Source organism: Chromohalobacter sp. HP20-39 (genome assembly GCF_033052815.1).
Lineage (GTDB): Bacteria > Pseudomonadota > Gammaproteobacteria > Pseudomonadales > Halomonadaceae > Chromohalobacter.
Map to the genome: position 1 here is coordinate 692,143 of NZ_JAWHTP010000001.1, position 16,025 is coordinate 708,167.

Annotated in this window: 17 protein-coding genes; 9 read left to right on the top strand and 8 right to left on the bottom strand. The window is 64.2% G+C overall.

What is annotated here, in order from left to right:
* Positions 1 to 6: 6 nt before the first annotated feature.
* The 7 genes from RVY79_RS03250 (at position 7) to slmA (ending at position 7,624) form a co-directional block, all read left to right on the top strand.
* Positions 7 to 1,464: a mannitol dehydrogenase family protein gene (locus RVY79_RS03250; protein ID WP_317462583.1), complete on the top strand. Its 1,458-nt coding sequence runs from the start codon at positions 7 to 9 to the stop codon at positions 1,462 to 1,464.
* A 9-nt stretch (positions 1,465 to 1,473) separates the two neighbouring features.
* Complete coding sequence (uxuA, locus tag RVY79_RS03255) at positions 1,474 to 2,649, top strand: mannonate dehydratase (protein WP_317462584.1); 1,176 nt, start codon at positions 1,474 to 1,476, stop codon at positions 2,647 to 2,649.
* Between the two features lie 73 nt (positions 2,650 to 2,722).
* Entirely contained in the window at positions 2,723 to 3,958 is a 1,236-nt protein-coding gene (coaBC, locus tag RVY79_RS03260) for a bifunctional phosphopantothenoylcysteine decarboxylase/phosphopantothenate--cysteine ligase CoaBC (RefSeq protein WP_317462585.1), read from the top strand.
* A gap of 13 nt (positions 3,959 to 3,971) precedes the next feature.
* Positions 3,972 to 4,448: a dUTP diphosphatase gene (gene dut / locus RVY79_RS03265; RefSeq protein WP_317462586.1), complete on the top strand. Its 477-nt coding sequence runs from the start codon at positions 3,972 to 3,974 to the stop codon at positions 4,446 to 4,448.
* 72 nt (positions 4,449 to 4,520) lie between these two features.
* Positions 4,521 to 5,930 carry a phosphomannomutase/phosphoglucomutase gene (locus RVY79_RS03270; protein ID WP_317462587.1) on the top strand — a complete coding sequence of 470 codons (1,410 nt, stop codon included), beginning with the start codon at positions 4,521 to 4,523 and terminating at the stop codon, positions 5,928 to 5,930.
* Positions 5,931 to 5,981: 51 nt separating this feature from the next.
* Entirely contained in the window at positions 5,982 to 6,902 is a 921-nt protein-coding gene (argB, locus tag RVY79_RS03275) for an acetylglutamate kinase (protein ID WP_317462588.1), read from the top strand.
* A gap of 104 nt (positions 6,903 to 7,006) precedes the next feature.
* Positions 7,007 to 7,624 (top strand): nucleoid occlusion factor SlmA, encoded by a 618-nt coding sequence (gene slmA / locus RVY79_RS03280; protein ID WP_317462589.1) that lies wholly within the window; start codon positions 7,007 to 7,009, stop codon positions 7,622 to 7,624.
* A gap of 94 nt (positions 7,625 to 7,718) precedes the next feature.
* On the opposite strand, the gene rpoH is transcribed toward slmA, so the two are convergent.
* The 4 genes from rpoH to ftsY form a co-directional block, all read right to left on the bottom strand.
* Positions 7,719 to 8,585: an RNA polymerase sigma factor RpoH gene (gene rpoH / locus RVY79_RS03285; protein WP_317462590.1), complete on the bottom strand. Its 867-nt coding sequence runs from the start codon at positions 8,583 to 8,585 to the stop codon at positions 7,719 to 7,721.
* A 153-nt stretch (positions 8,586 to 8,738) separates the two neighbouring features.
* Positions 8,739 to 9,731 (bottom strand): permease-like cell division protein FtsX, encoded by a 993-nt coding sequence (gene ftsX, locus RVY79_RS03290; protein ID WP_317462591.1) that lies wholly within the window; start codon positions 9,729 to 9,731, stop codon positions 8,739 to 8,741.
* On the bottom strand, positions 9,728 to 10,396 hold the full coding sequence (ftsE, locus tag RVY79_RS03295) for a cell division ATP-binding protein FtsE (protein WP_040243093.1): 669 nt from the start codon (positions 10,394 to 10,396) through the stop codon (positions 9,728 to 9,730). Before ftsE ends, ftsX begins: the two co-directional genes overlap by 4 nt.
* A gap of 4 nt (positions 10,397 to 10,400) precedes the next feature.
* Entirely contained in the window at positions 10,401 to 11,816 is a 1,416-nt protein-coding gene (gene ftsY / locus RVY79_RS03300) for a signal recognition particle-docking protein FtsY (RefSeq protein WP_317462592.1), read from the bottom strand.
* Positions 11,817 to 11,951: 135 nt separating this feature from the next.
* On the opposite strand from ftsY, the gene rsmD reads away from it, so the two are divergent.
* Positions 11,952 to 12,575: a 16S rRNA (guanine(966)-N(2))-methyltransferase RsmD gene (gene rsmD, locus RVY79_RS03305; protein WP_317462593.1), complete on the top strand. Its 624-nt coding sequence runs from the start codon at positions 11,952 to 11,954 to the stop codon at positions 12,573 to 12,575.
* Between the two features lie 123 nt (positions 12,576 to 12,698).
* Entirely contained in the window at positions 12,699 to 12,908 is a 210-nt protein-coding gene (locus RVY79_RS03310) for a cell division protein ZapB (RefSeq protein ID WP_097022202.1), read from the top strand.
* A 33-nt stretch (positions 12,909 to 12,941) separates the two neighbouring features.
* On the opposite strand, the gene rimI is transcribed toward RVY79_RS03310, so the two are convergent.
* From rimI to RVY79_RS03330, 4 genes are all read right to left on the bottom strand, one after another.
* A complete protein-coding gene (gene rimI, locus RVY79_RS03315) occupies positions 12,942 to 13,418 on the bottom strand; it encodes a ribosomal protein S18-alanine N-acetyltransferase (protein ID WP_317462594.1) in 477 nt (158 codons plus the stop codon).
* The gene (locus RVY79_RS03320; RefSeq protein WP_317462595.1) at positions 13,402 to 14,292 is read right to left on the bottom strand and encodes a hypothetical protein; all 891 of its coding nucleotides are present in this window, start codon (positions 14,290 to 14,292) and stop codon (positions 13,402 to 13,404) included. Before RVY79_RS03320 ends, rimI begins: the two co-directional genes overlap by 17 nt.
* Positions 14,240 to 14,551 (bottom strand): BolA family protein, encoded by a 312-nt coding sequence (locus tag RVY79_RS03325; RefSeq protein ID WP_317462596.1) that lies wholly within the window; start codon positions 14,549 to 14,551, stop codon positions 14,240 to 14,242. Before RVY79_RS03325 ends, RVY79_RS03320 begins: the two co-directional genes overlap by 53 nt.
* A 66-nt stretch (positions 14,552 to 14,617) precedes the next feature.
* Positions 14,618 to 15,997 (bottom strand): MFS transporter, encoded by a 1,380-nt coding sequence (locus RVY79_RS03330; RefSeq protein ID WP_317462657.1) that lies wholly within the window; start codon positions 15,995 to 15,997, stop codon positions 14,618 to 14,620.
* Positions 15,998 to 16,025 lie beyond the last annotated feature (28 nt).

Sequence of the window (16,025 nt, forward strand, 5' to 3'; positions counted from 1 at the left end):
TCAATCATGACCCCGACGCAAATTCCCAGCGAGCATGCACCGGCCACGGTGGGCATCGTCCATCTCGGCCTTGGTGCCTTTCATCGCGCCCATCAGGCGGTTTACCTGGAGCGCAACCTGACCCGCCACGGTGGCGGCCCGTGGGGCATCGCCAGTGCCAACATTCGCTCCAACCGCCATCTAGTCGAGCTGATGCGCGAACGTGATCAGCGCTATCACGTCGCCGAATACGCCGACAGCGAAACTCTCACCCTGCGCGAGATCACGGCGATTCGCGAAACATACTATGCCGGTCCCGGAGGCGAGGATCTCGAGGCCCTATTGACCCGCATGAGCGAGCCCGACGTGCGCATCGTCACGCTGACCGTGACCGAGAAAGGCTATCACCTCGATCCGGCGGACGGCCGGCTGCTGCTCGACGCAGAGCCGATTCGTCACGATATCGCCAGCCCCACGCAGCCGCAGACCGCACCGGGCATGCTGGTCGAAGCGCTAGCTAGGCGATTCACGGCCGATACTGCGGCGTTTACGGTGCTGTGCTGCGACAACATGCCCGATAATGGCAAGCGCACTCGCCGCGCGGTGATCGAACTGGCCGGTCAGCGCGACCCCGCACTCGCTGCATGGATCGCCGATGCCGTGACCTTTCCCTCGAGCATGGTCGATCGCATCGTGCCAGCGATGAGCGAGACCGATTTCGAGCGCCTGCGCGCGCTGGACGTCGACGACCCGGCAGCGGTGACCTGCGAGGCTTTCAGCCAATGGGTGATCGAGGATGACTTTCCCAAAGGGCGCCCCGACTGGGAGCACGACGGCGTGCAGATGGTCGCCGACGTCGCGCCTTTCGAATCCATGAAATTGCGCATGCTCAACGGCAGCCATTCGCTGCTCGCCTACCTCGGCGTGCTGGCGGGGATCGAGACGGTGGCCGACGCCATCTGCCGCGCGGAATTCGTCGGCCTGCTGCACCGCTACATGCGTGACGAGGCCGCTCCGACGCTGAACATGCCCAAGGGCACCGATCTCGACGCTTACGCCGATAGCTTGCTGGCCCGCTTCGCCAACGACAGCCTGCACCATCGCCTGCAGCAGATCGCCATGGACGGCTCGCAGAAGCTGCCCCAGCGCTGGCTAACCGGTGCCCGGAAACAGCTCGACGCCGGCGGCGAGATCGGCTGCACGGCGCTCGGCGTGGCGGCATGGATCCGCTATACCGCCGGTCGCGACCTGGCCGACGCTCACCACCCGGTCGACGATCCGATGGCCGAGACCTTCGCCGCATTGCATGCCGAACACGACAAGCCCGAGTCGCTGATCGCCGCCTTTCTCTCCCTCGACGCTATCTTCCCGCGAGCGCTGGCCGAGGATGCCTGTTTTCGCAACGCAGTACTCGATGCCTACCACACACTGAATGGCAGCGGCGTCACCGCGGCCCTGGCCGCACTCGACGACCCGACACGATAGGATACGACCATGGAACATACCTGGCGCTGGTTCGGTCTCGACGACCCGATCACCCTCGACGACATCCGCCAGACCGGAGCCACCGGTATCGTCACCGCTCTGCACGAGATTCCCAACGGTGAAGCCTGGCCTCGCGAGGCGATTGCCGAGCGCAAGCGCTTGATCGAGGCCGCCGGGCTCAACTGGTCGGTAGTCGAAAGCGTGCCGATCCACGAGGACATCAAGAAGGCCAGCGGTGACTGCGATGCCTACATCGCCAACTACCAGCAGACACTGCGCAACCTGGCGGCCTGCGACATCGACGTGGTCTGCTACAACTTCATGCCGGTGCTCGACTGGACACGCACCGACCTGGCCTGGCCGCTACCCACCGGCGGCACGGCGCTGCGCTTCGACCAGACCGCCTTCGCCGCCTTCGACCTGTACCTGCTCGAGCGTCCCGGTGCCAAACGCGACTACGATGCCACCGAACGCGACGCCGCTCTTCGCTACCTCGAAACGCTCGACGAAGCGGCACGCCAGCGGCTCGCCGACACCATCATCGCGGGGCTACCCGGCGCCGAGGAGCACTACACCCTGGCACGCTTTCGCGAGGTGATCGCTGAGTATGCCGAGATCGATGCCGCCCGCTTGCGCGATAATCTCGGCCACTTCCTGAGCGCCATCGTGCCGGTGGCCGAGGAGGTCGGCATCCGCCTGGCGATCCATCCCGATGACCCGCCCCGTTCGCTGTTCGGACTACCACGCGTGGTTTCGACACCCGACGACGTTCAATGGATTCTCGATGTCGCGCCCAGCCCGACCAATGGTCTGACTTTCTGCACCGGCTCCTACGGTGTCAGCGAAGCAATCGACCTGGTCGCGATGGGCCAGCGCTTCGCCGAGCGCATTCACTTCGCTCATCTGCGTGCCACTCGACGCGAGGAAGACCCGCGGACCTTCCATGAGGCGCCGCATCTCGATGGCGACGTGGACATGGTCGGCGTCATGAAGGTTCTGATCGACGAGGAACGTCGCCGCGAACGTGACGGCGGTCCGCGTCTGCCGCTACGCCCCGATCATGGCCATCACCTACTGGATGATCTATCTCGCGAGACACGCCCGGGCTATCCACTGATAGGCCGTCTCAAGGGATTGGCAGAATTGCGCGGAATAGAGATCGCCATCAAACAGCTATGCGCTTGAAGCGGCGCGCGCTACGCAAATCCGGGGCACGATGGTAAGGTGGAGGGCCTGCAAAACGGTCAGGATTCCCGCCATGCCAACACTCTTCGGCAAGCGCGTGTTACTCGGTATCAGCGCCGGTATCGCCGCTTACAAAAGCGCTCAACTCGCTCGTCTATTGAAGAAGGCGGGGTGCGAGGTGCGCGTGGTCATGACTGAGGGCGCGCAGACCTTCATTACCCCGCTGACGCTTCAGGCCCTTACGGGGGAAGCGGTGCGCACGTCACTGCTCGACCCCGAGGCGGAAGCCGGCATGGGGCATATCGAGCTGGCGCGCTGGGCGGAGGTGATCCTCGTCGCGCCGGCTACCGCTGATCTCATGGCGCGCCTGGCGCATGGTCATGCTGACGACCTGCTCACCACACTGTGCCTGGCCAGCGAGGCGGAGTGCGTCATGGCCCCGGCCATGAATCAAGCCATGTGGCGCCATCCGGCGACTCAGGCCAATGCCGCAACGTTGCGCGCCCTAGGGTGGCGCCTGCTGGGTCCCGATGGCGGCGAACAGGCGTGTGGCGATGTCGGGCCCGGCCGTATGCGCGAACCGGAAGCGCTGATCGCCGAGCTCGCGCAGGCACCGGCTGTGCGCGATGCCGAGGCGCTGAGGGTAACGATCACCGCTGGGCCGACGCATGAAGCGCTCGACCCGGTGCGCTACCTCTCTAATCACAGCTCCGGCAAAATGGGCTACGCCCTGGCCACTGCCTGGGCTCGACGTGGCGCCCATGTGCGCTTGATCAGCGGACCGGTCGCCCTGGCGACGCCCCCAGGGATCGAGCGCGTCGATGTGACATCGGCCAGCGAGATGCTCGCCGCCGCCGAGCACGCCGCTGCCGTGAGCGATATTTTCATCGGCTGCGCGGCGGTCGCCGACTACCGCGCCGAGCACGTCGCCGAGCACAAGCTCAAGAAAACCGACGCCAGCGAGACGATGACACTCACCCTGGTCAAGAACCCCGATATCGTGGCCGAGATCGCCGCGCGTTCACCGCGTCCGCTGGTCGTAGGCTTTGCGGCCGAGACCCGTGACGTGGAACGCTATTCGCGTGACAAGCTGACCCGCAAGGGCATGGACATGATCGTCGCCAACGATGTCTCACAGGCCGGGCTCGGCTTCGGCGCCGACGACAACGCCGCCCTGTTGCTGTGGCGAGACGGCGATGACACCGATAGCCAAGCGCTGCCGCCACAGCCCAAGACCACCCTGGCCGACGCCATCGTCGACCGGGTATTGACGCTTTACGCCCACCGCGCCCCCACGGCGCACGACTGACGGACCCATTCCCATGTCAGATGCCTCGTTGTCTTCCGACACCACCTTGTCGGTGAAGATTCTGGACGAACGCGTCCACGACTTTCCTCTTCCCGGTTACGCCACCACCGGCAGCGCCGGCATGGATCTGCGCGCCCTGCTCGATGGCCCGCTGACGCTGGCGCCCGGCGACTGCGAACTGGTGCGCACCGGCCTCGCCGTGCATATCGGCGACCCGGGTCTTGCCGGCATGATCCTGCCTCGCTCCGGCCTGGGGCATAAACACGGCATCGTGCTGGGCAATCTGGTCGGCCTGATCGACTCCGACTATCAAGGCGAACTGATGATCTCGGTCTGGAACCGCGGCAACCAGACGTTCGTTCTGGAACCGGGCGAGCGCCTGGCACAATATGTGCTTGTCCCCGTGGTACAGGCTAACCTCGACATCGTCGAGGACTTCGCCGCCAGCGAGCGCGCCGGAGGTGGCTTCGGTCACTCCGGCCGCCATTGAGTTCAGGCGGGCGACGCTGACGGTCGCCCCGATGTTCACGGCCACATGGCCATCGACTTGAAGGGATTCACCATGAGCCAACAAGCTCCCAATACGTCCATCAGCGCGTCCATCTTTCGCGCCTATGACATTCGCGGCATCGTCGACGACAGTCTGACCGAGGAAGGCGTCGAGTTGATTGGTCGTGCCATCGGCGCCGAAGCCGCCAGCCGCGACGAAACCACCGTGGTCGTCGCCCGCGACGGCCGCCACTCGGGCAAACGTCTGCAAGCGGCCCTGATTCGCGGTCTACGCGCCGCGGGGCGCGATGTGGTCGATATCGGCATGGTACCCACGCCGGTCCTCTACTTCGCCACTCACACGCTGGAGGGCACCCGTTCCGGCGTCATGGTCACGGGCAGCCACAATCCGCCCGACTACAACGGTTTCAAGATCGTACTGGGCGGCGAGACGCTCTCCGGCGACGCCATCACCGCGCTTTATCAGCGCATCCAGGACGACGCGCTTGGCGAGGGTGAAGGCAGCCTGCGTGAAATGGATGTACGCGCTGCCTACCTGGACCGCATCCTCGGCGATGTCAGCCTGAGCGGGAAGATCAAGGCCGTGGTCGACTGCGGCAACGGTGTGGCTGGCGAACTCGGCCCACAACTGATCGAACGTCTGGGAGCGGACATGGTACCGCTGTTCGCCGATATCGACGGCGACTTCCCCAACCACCACCCCGACCCCGGCAAGTTGGAAAACCTCGAGGACGTCATCCGCACCGTCAAGGAAACCGGCGCGGACATCGGCCTGGCCTTCGACGGGGATGGCGACCGCCTCGGCGTGGTCACACCCAAGGGCGAGGTGATCTATCCCGATCGCCTGATGATGGCCTTCGCCGAGGACCTGCTTCAGCGTAGTCCCGGCGCGCGCGTCATCTTCGACGTCAAGTGCACCGGCAATCTGGCCCAAGTGATCGAGAACGCCGGCGGCACACCGGAGATGTGGCGCACTGGGCACTCGTTGATCAAGGCACGCATGAAAGAAACCGGCGCGGCGCTGGCCGGCGAGATGAGCGGCCATATCTTCTTCAAGGAACGCTGGTACGGCTTCGACGATGGCCTCTATGGCGCCGCCCGTCTGCTGGAGATCCTCTCGCGGCAACTTTCTCAAGGGCAGGACGCCGACACCTTCTTCGCGCGCTTCCCGCAGGACCTCAGCACGCCGGAGCTCAATGCCAAGGTCAGCGACGAGCACAAGTTCGCCATCGTCGACAAACTTGCCCGGGAAGGCGACTTCGGCGAGGACGGCGTGAAGACTACCCTCGACGGCATTCGCGTCGATTATGCCGACGGCTGGGGCCTGTGCCGCGCGTCCAATACCACACCCATGCTGGTACTGCGCTTCGAGGGCAAAAGCGAAGAAGCCCTGGCACGCATTCAGGGCCAATTCCGCGACGCCCTCAAGCAGGTCGCCCCCGAGGCCGATCTCCCCTTCTGACGCTCGGCGGTCGGTGTCTGAGCACCGGCCGCTTTCAAGGAGACAACATTCATGAATGAACACGCACGCGACCCGCGTCTAGTGGTCGAGATTCTGTCGGAGGCGTTGCCTTACATCCAGCGCTTCTCCGGCAAGACCGTGGTCGTGAAGTACGGCGGCAACGCCATGACCGAGGACACGCTGATCGACTCTTTCGCTCGGGACATGGTGTTGATGAAGGAAGTCGGCATCAACCCGGTGGTGGTGCATGGCGGTGGCCCGCAGATCGGCGACCTGCTCAAGCGTCTGAACATCGAGTCCCGCTTCGTCGGCGGCATGCGCGTCACCGATGCCGAGACCATGGACGTGGTCGAGATGGTGCTCGGTGGGCTGGTCAACAAGAGCATCGTCAACCTGATCAATCGCAGCGGCGGCAAGGCCATCGGCTTGACCGGCAAGGACGGTGCACAGATCACCGCACGCCAGTTGCGCGTCGAGCATCAAAGCCCGGAGATGACCGCACCGGAAATCATCGATATCGGCCATGTCGGCGAGGTCGAGCACATCGCCACCGACCTCATCGAGATGCTCACCGCGCGCGATTTCATCCCCGTGATCGCGCCGATCGGCGTCGATGCCGAAGGTCACAGCTACAACATCAACGCCGACCTGGTCGCCGGCAAGGTTGCCGAAGCGCTGAGTGCCGAGAAGCTGATGCTGCTGACCAACGTCGCGGGGCTGATGAATGCCGAGGGCGAGGTCATGACAGGCCTTTCCACCGCTCAGGTAGACGCAATGATCGGCGATGGCACCATCCATGGCGGCATGCTGCCCAAGATCCGCTGCGCGCTGGATGCCGTCAAAGGCGGCGTGGCCAGTTCGCATATCATCGATGGTCGCGTACCACACGCCACGCTACTGGAGATCTTCACCAATGCCGGGGTCGGCACGCTGATCACCGACATCGCCAACGACGAAGGCGCCACGGACTGACATTCCCTTCGCACCCGGGACGGTGCGCCGCGATGCGCGACGATTTGTCGGCATCCCGGCAGCCCATTAGGATGGGCTAACACGATTCCAATAGAAGAAAATCGATGACGCAGGAAACACCCAAGCAAACTCGCCGGGAGCAGATCCTCCAGGCGCTGGCGCTGATGTTGCAGGAGGACAGCGGCAAGCGGATCACCACCGCCGCGCTGGCCCGCCAAGTCGGCGTCAGCGAAGCCGCCCTCTATCGGCATTTCCCCAGCAAGGCGCGGATGTTCGAAGGACTGATCGAGTTCATCGAGGAGACGCTGTTCGAGCGCATCCGCCGGATTCTCGATGAAGAGCCGCAGGCACAGGCGCGCTGTCATCATATTCTGACACTGCTGTTGGGCTTCGCAGAAAAGAATCCCGGCCTGTGCCGGCTGCTAGGTGGCGATGCCTTGACCGGCGAAACCGCACGCTTGCGCGTGCGCATGACGCAGCTCTTCGACCGCCTGGAAACCCAGCTCAAGCAGATACTGCGCGAAGCCGAGATTCACGAAGGCCTGCGCACCACGCTAAAGGTCTCGGCCGCGGCCAACCTGCTGCTGGCCACCGCCGATGGACGCATCACGCAATATGTGCGCAGTGACTTCCGGCGCCTTCCCACCGAGCACTGGGAAGAGCAGTGGCAGATGCTCTCCGCACGCCTGTTGGTCGCCACGCCGCACCCTGCCCACGTGTAGACGCCGCATACGATAATGCCCGGCACATGGCCGGGCATTGTGGCTTTCGCGCGCCGGTCTGTTCGTGTCGACCTTTGCGCGTTAGCGCTCAGACTCAAGCAGCGAAAGTGCTGCCGAGTTGCTGCTTGATCTTCTTCATGGCGTTTTTCTCGAGCTGACGGATACGCTCGGCGGAGACGCCATACACATCGGCCAATTCATGTAGCGTGGCCTTGGATTCGGAAAGCCAACGACGCTGCAGGATATCCTGCGAGCGCTCGTCGAGTTCACCCAGCGCCGACTTGAGGCGATGCGTGGAATCTTCTTCCCAGTCCTCGGCCTCGAGTTGGGCGGCGGGGTCGTAACGCTCGTCATCGAGGTAATGCACCGGCGCCTGAAAGCCTTGATCTTCTTCCTCTGAGGGTGAAGCATCATAACCGGCATCGAACGCCGAGAGTCGACCTTCCATCTCACGCACGACCTGTGGCTTGACGTCGAGATCCTTGGCAATGGCATCGACTTCATCATTGTTGAGCCACGCCAAGCGCTTCTTGGCGCCACGCAGGTTGAAGAACAGCTTACGCTGCGCCTTGGTGGTGGCGATTTTCACGATGCGCCAGTTGCGCAGCACGTATTCGTGAATCTCGGCCTTGATCCAGTGCACGGCGAACGACACCAAACGCACCCCCTGATTCGGGTCGAAACGCTTGACGGCTTTCATCAAGCCGACGTTGCCTTCCTGGATCAGGTCGGCCTGGGGCAGGCCGTAACCGGAATAACTGCGTGCGATGTGCACCACGAAACGCAGATGCGACATGACCAAGCGCCGTGCCGCTTCGAGGTCTCCCTGTTCGTACAGGCGAAAGCCCAGATCGCGTTCTTCGTCTGAAGACAGCACAGCGATGCGGTTAACGGCCTGAATGTAACCATTCAGATCATGACCGGGAGAAAGATGACCCACGGGCTGAAGACTGTTGCTCATGCAGATGTCTCCATCGGTTGTTCGCCCTGCGTGCGTGATGGATACAGCATCAACGGCAGCACGGCGAAGGAATCTTGTGCCTGATAGCACGAATGACCCATTAGAAGGCTAACTTGAACGAAAGTTCAATACATGCCATCAGGCTTGTCAAGCCTAGCGGGGTTTGATGTCGGCAAGATGACGGCCGACGGCTAACCAAGCACCCAGCCAGCCAAGCAGTGTACTACAAAAACATAGCAAAACCGATCCCCCGAGGCCTAGTCGCGGCAGCGTGAAGTGCGCGCCATAGCTCTCGGCGAGGGCGGTGACCGGTGCCGAGAGCCAATGGCCGCCCAGGGTCAACAGCACGATCGCCAGCACGCCGCCACCCAAGCCATACCAGGCACCGCTATACAGGAAAGGGCGACGCACGAACGCATGGGTGGCTCCGATCAGCGTCACTACCTCGATCTCCTGACGGCGACTCTCTACCGCCAGGCGAATGGTATTACCCACCACCAGCAGCACGCCCAGCCCGAAAAGTCCTGCCAAGGCCAGGGTCAGACGCTGCCCCAATTCAGCCAGACGCCGCAGGCGCTCCAACCAGGCGAGATCGACGCGTGCCTCGTCGACGCCATCGACTGCCTCGAGATTGCTGGCCAGCACACGCACCGCATCGGGATCGGTGTCGGCCGGCGTCACCACCACCGCTGCGGGCAGCGGATTATCTTCCAATGAGGCCAGCGCGTCCTTGAGCCCCACGCCCTGCTGGAATTCCGCCAGACCTTCGGCGGCGGTCACCAGCCGCGCCCCTGCCACGGGCGCCTGATCGCGCAACCGCGCGGCGACATCCATCGCCGCGCTCTCATCGAGACGCGTATCGAGATAGACGGTCACGGTCGCGCTTTCGTCGAGTTCAGCATCCAGCAATCGGGCGCTATCCAACGCCAGCCACAACCCACTGGGCAGCACCAGCGCGATGGCGATTGCCAGCATGGTCAGCAGGCTGCTCAGCGGGCGCTTGGCGAGCCGCCGGGCGCTATCCAGACACATCGCGCGATGATGACGCAGCCATGCCCGCGTGCGGCTTTCCAGCCCCACCTGCGAGGCTCTGGCGCCACGTCGCGCGGGACGCTGACCCTCCGGAGACGTCGTGCGTCGCGTCATGCCGCCTCCTCGTCGCCGACCAGTCGGCCCTCGCGCAGGCGCAGGACCCGATGCCGCAGGCGCGTGATCAGTGCCAGGTCGTGACTGGCGACCATTACCGTGGTACCGATGCGATTGAAGTCCTCGAACAAGCGCATGATATCGGCTGAGAGCTGCGGGTCGAGATTGCCGGTGGGCTCATCGGCGAGCAGCAACGACGGCTTGTTGACCACCGCCCGCGCGATACCGATGCGTTGACGCTCACCGCTCGAGAGCTCGATGGGCAGCGCCGTTTCCCGGTACAGCAGACCGACCTTATCCAACGCGGCACGCACGCGCCGCGCGGACTCACGGGGCTCGACGCCCTGAATCTCCAACGGCAAAGCCACGTTGGCGAAAACGCTGCGATCGAACAACAGTTGGTGATCCTGGAAGACCACCCCGATCTGGCGGCGATAGTACGGGATCTGGCTGAGGTGAAAGCGATCGAGGTCGTGACCGGCCACCAGTACGCGACCGCGCGAGGGCTTTTCCAGGCGCATGATCAAGCGCAGCAACGAGCTCTTGCCAGCGCCCGAGTGCCCGGTGAGGAACAACATTTCGCCCCGCCCCACTCGGAAATTGATATCGGCGAGGGCCTCGGAGCGCCCGCCGTAGCGTTTGCCGACATGTTCGAAGACGATCATACCGCTACGCGTCTCCGCCGGTGTCGCGCTCGAACAGCGCGGAGACGAAATCCTCGGCGGCGAACGGCCGCAAGTCGTCAAGGGTCTCGCCCACGCCGATGAAACGAATCGGCGTACCTAGTTGCTTGGCCAGCGCGAAGATGATGCCCCCTTTGGCGGTGCCGTCGAGCTTGGTCAAGGTGATGCCGGTCACCGGTACCGCCTCGTTGAAGGTAGAGGCCTGGGAAAGTGCGTTCTGGCCCGTTCCCGCGTCCAGCACCAGCATCACCTCGTGTGGAGCCTTCTCGTCGAGCTTGGCCATGACGCGGCGCACCTTCTTGAGCTCTTCCATGAGATGGCTCTTGTTATGCAAGCGCCCGGCTGTATCGGCGATCAGCACGTCGACACCGCGTGCCTTGGCGGCGGAGAGCGCATCGTAGATGACCGAAGCGCTATCGGCGCCAGTGTGCTGTGCCACCACCGGCACTTGATTACGATCGCCCCATACCTTGAGCTGCTCCACCGCCGCCGCGCGGAAGGTATCACCCGCCGCCAGCATCACACTGCGCCCCTCGTTCTGGAAACGCTGCGTCAGCTTGCCGATGGTGGTGGTCTTGCCGACACCATTGACGCCGACCATCAGAATCACGAACGGTCCTTCGCCCTTGGGCGGCAGCGCCAGCGGCTGGGCGACCGGGTCGAGAAGATCCTGGAGCTCCTCCTGCAAGGCTGAGTAAAGCGCCTGCGGGTCCTTCAATTCCTTGCGCGAAACACGCTCGGTCAGGCGGTCGATGATCTCGGTGGTCGCCTCGATCCCCACATCCGCCATCAGCAGTTGGGTCTCGAGGTCCTCCATCAACTCATCGTCGATCTGTTTCTTGCCCAGAAACAGACCCGCCAGCCCCTCGGTGAAATTGGCGCGTGTCTTGCCGAGACCCGACTTGATGCGCGCGAACCAACTCTTCTTCTTGGGGCGCTCCTGGGGTTGCGCCACGCTGGCCGGCTCGTCGATCTGCACCGCCGTGTCGGGCTCGGGCTCGGGCTCGGGCTCGGGCTCGGGCTCGGCAATCGTCGCCGGCTCGGCTGCCGCCTGAGAAGACGCGGACGGCGTCTCGTCATCGGGGGCGACGTCCTCGGCGAGTGCCTCGGCATTGGGATCGAGCGGCCGAGCATCGCCCATGGCGCCGTCGCGGGGCGTCAACCCGGGGTCGTCCAGGGCTTCGCGCGCGGCCTCGATTTCGTACGGCTCGGGGTCGATCTCGGCCGCTTCGGCCGAATCGGGGTCGACCGTGCCAACGGCGCGTCGCGCCTCGTCGTCGGGCGACTCCTCGTGGCCAATATCGCCCTCTTCATTGTCGAGCGCCGCTGTATCCTCTTGCGACTCGTCGACGTCCTCGGCGGGAGACTCTTGCTTCTTCTTGCGCTTTAAAAAACCGAACATGGGCGTGATCTACGTCTACGCGGACGACGTGCGCCACGCTCCCCGCGACACGAGGGGATGACGCCCGGCGTCCTGAAGTGTCTGAATCGCCACATCCTATCACTGTGCGACGGGTGGCGGTACAATCCACCGATCATGAATCGACGTCGTTCTTCCTCCGCCAAGCGTCCCGCCCGCGGCACGCAGCGCGCCTCGCCGTCACGCGCGAGCGGGCGTTTGCGCCTCATCGGCGGCGACTACCGTCGCCGCCAGCTGCCCGTGCTCGAGCGGCCCGGCCTACGCCCCACACCGGACCGCATCCGCGAGACGCTGTTCAACTGGTTGGCCTTCGAGCTCGTCGGCGCACGCGTGCTGGACCTGTACGCCGGCACCGGCGCGCTAGGGCTGGAGGCACTCTCGCGCGGCGCCGCTCAGGCCTGTTTCGTGGAGACCGACAGCGATGTCGCCGCCAGCCTGAGCGCCAATATCGACACGCTGGGCGCCAACGGCCATGTGCGTCGCCAAACCGCCATGGCATTTCTCGCCGGCCCCGTCACACCCTTCGATATCGTGTTCCTTGATCCCCCCTTTCGCCAGGGCCACGCCGTCGACGCCTGTCACGCGCTGGAGGAACACGGTTGGCTAAGTGAGGAGGCGTGGATCTATCTGGAAATAGAGCACGAATGCGAGCCTCGAGTGCCCACTAACTGGCACCTGCATCGCGAGGTGCGTGCCGGCGATGGCATCGGACATTTGTATCGTCGTTGCCATACTGAGTAACGCTCTGTCGGCGCCTGGCGACGCTTGTCGCGCGCGCGTCGCGCGCGTAGGCTGGCCGCCAACGGCGTAGGCGTTTAGCTCGCGCCCAACCGCATCGCCCCATTCACCATGTAGGAGAAGTCCATGAGCCTCGAACTCTTCAACCAGCTCGAACAGAAAGTGCAGAACGCTGTCGAGACCATCGAGATGCTGAAAATGGAGGCGGAAGAGCTGCGCGAAGAGAACACGCGCCTCAAGCAGGAGCGTGATGAGTGGGAGCGCCGCCTCAATGGGCTGCTGGGCAAGTTCCAGGACATCGAAGACGACGCCAGCGACAACTCGCAAAACCAGTAACTCAGAACCAATATCCCAAGGCAGGAAGCGCCGTCAGTCGACCGCTCGCGCCGCAAGCGGCCTCGACATCAGAACCGCCGCTTCGCGCTCGCCTCCCCTCGTCTCGGCGGGGGGATAGTAACCGCGCCGACGCCCATCCTCGCCGAAACCGTATTGACGGTACAGCGACAGGGCCGGCGCGTTGCTTTCGCGCACTTCCAGCAGTAAGCGCTCGGCACCGCCTTGCCGGGCACGCGTGACGAGATGCGCGAGCAACATGCCCGCTACGCCCTGACGACGCGCGTGCGGCGCCACGGTAATCGCTTGCAGCTCGGCCTCGAAGGGCAACCAGGCGAGTACCGCATGCCCCAGTAGTGTCGCGTCCCGCCATGCGCCCCAGGCTTCCAGGGTATCGTCGACGAGTGCCCGCGCGAGGGTTGCTCGTCTCCAGGGATGTACCTGCCCCGCTTCCTCGAGCGCCTCCACGGCATCCAGATGCGCCACAGCGAGACGTTCAAGACGCATCGTCATGGCCGGCCCAGGCATCGCGCCACACCGCGAGCTGCGGCCACAAGGCGCGCTTGGCGACGGCGGATGACTTGAGTGTCGCCAGCGACGGCAGCGTCCAGCAAGGCAAGCTTAAAGTCTCGCTGCGCGCGTCCTCGAGGGCCAGCACCGCGTTCAGGGTCGTGTCCTGGCCGAACACCAATAGTCGCTCGGGACGCCAGCCGCGCCGCGCCTGGCCAGCGAGATAGGCACGCAGGCCGTCGCGCGCCTCGTCCAGGGGCGCCGTCACCGGTGCGTTATCGACGAGGGGCCATCGAAAGTTGCGAAATTCGAGTGCCGCATCCATATGGATGCCTGCTGCGCGCAGCAGGTTGCCAAGCAGCTCACGCGCCGTACCGTCAGGCGCATTCACCTCGGGCATCAGCAGCAACCAGCGCCCCTCCAAGGCCGCGACTTGCAGATCATAGCGCAGTGCCGCGTGAGTCTCGGTCTCGCCGACGTCAGCGGCCAACGGCGCCGTCTCAGTGGTGTTCTCGAACGCCGAGGGAGCCGGCTCGGGCGGCGTCTCACCCAGCAGCAATGCCCGTGCAGACGCACTCGAGGCCGACTTAGCGGTGTTGCGCGGCTCCGGCGAGGCCTCCGCCGAAGGCCCCGTGGCCGGCACCGCCGCGGCATCGTCGAGCAGCGCTTGCAAGCGCGCACCATGACTCGCCGGTGCTTCGGGAAGCGGCGTGTCCCATTCGCACGCGGGCGTAGACAGCGCATTGGGCAGCCGATAACGGCTGGCCCAGGCACCAAGCCCCATGGCCTCGAGATACTGCAACCGCTGGACGTCACCTACCATGTCAGTGCGCGCCGCCGCCTCGACAATGGGGGGAGTCCGGACGCGCCGCGGCACGCTGACTCCATTCCTCAGGTGTATAGAGGTGCAAAGCCAAGGCGTGCACCGGGCCGGACAGCTCGTCGGCGAGCAACGCGTAGACCTGCTGATGGCGCTTGACCGGCATCAGACCCGCGAAGCGCTCGGCGACCAACGTCACCTTGAAGTGCGTTTCGGAGTCCGGCGGCACATTATGCATGTAGCTTTCGTTCTCGACCGCCGCATGTGCGGGGTCGAGTGACTGCAGCTTCTCTTCGATACGTGCCTGAATACTCATGACACCTTTCTCCTCTGTCGGATACGCGTCATTGTAACGTTTCCCGCGATGGGGAATAAGCATCGCTCACGCCTCGGCACGCGCCAGCGGAATCCGCCAAACGCTGAGTGCCAGCGCCACCACCACACTGGCGCAGCCCAACCATAGCGCATACGTCAGCGACCCCCAGGAAAGCGCCAGCATCAACCCCACGGAGGCGGTCCCCAAGGCCTGGCCAAAGGTTCGTACAGAGGCCAGTACGCCCGAGGCATTGGCGCTGTAGGTCAACGCCACACTGCCGATCATCTCGCGATTGTTGGGCGCCTGGAACAGCCCATAACCGACCCCGCACAAGACTGCCCGCCAAGCGATCGACACGGCGCCGGACTCAGCCGTCAAGGTCACCAGGCTCAACATCCCGAGCAGGAAGATCGCCAGGCCGAGCGACGAGATCAGCGTCGGATTGAAACGGTCGGCGAGCCGCCCAGAGAGCGGCCCCGCCAGCATCAGCGCCAGCGGCCAGGGGGTGAACAGCAGCGCGGCCTCGAGCGGCGTCGCGCCCATCACCGTCTGAAACATGAACGGCAGCCCCACGAAAGTGATTCCCTGGGCGACGAAGGCCATCAGAGAGATCATCGCAGCGATGCTGAAACGCGTGGCGCGAAACATCGGCAACGGCACCAACGGTGCATTCGCGCTGCGTTGGCGCCACACGAACAGCACCAGGCACAGCACGCTGAGCAACAACGGCAGCCAAGCACTCATGCCGCGCGCGCCGTGACCAACATGATCGAGAGAAAACACGAAGCCACTGAGCATCGAGGCCGACAACAAGGCTCCCAGCCAATCGAACCCTCGCGCCTCGATCGTCTCGCTGGGCAGCGCACGAACCCCCAAGATCAAGGCCAACAGGCCCAGTGGCAGATTGATGGCGAACAACCACGGCCAACTCGCAAAATGCAGGATGATGCCACCCAGCGACGGCCCGAAGGCGATCCCGAAGGCCACTACCAGCGCACCCATGCCGATTGCCGAGCCCAGCAGCCGCGAAGGGAAGATCAAACGGTACATGGAAGGGCCAATGCTCAACATCGCCGCGGCGCCGATGCCTTGCAGCATACGCGAGGCCACCAACCATTCGAAACTGCGCGACAGCGCACAGCACAGCGAGGCCAGCACGAACAGCGCCAGGCCCCCCAAATACAGACGCCGCCGCCCAATGAGCCGACTCAGGGCGGCGAACCCCAACAACAGAGCCGCGCATACCAGCTGGTAGACATTGGTGACCCACACCACGCGCGATTCACTCACCGAAAGCTCATTGGCAAGCGTAGGTAGCGCAATATTGACGATGCCGTTATCGAGCACCGACATCAGCGTCCCCAACACCATCACCAGCATCGCCAGGCGGCGCTGCGGGCCGGGCAAGCCTTCGTCGCCAGGGCGTGTCACGAACAGACGCTTCATCAGCACGTTGCCACACTCCCCTCGCGTA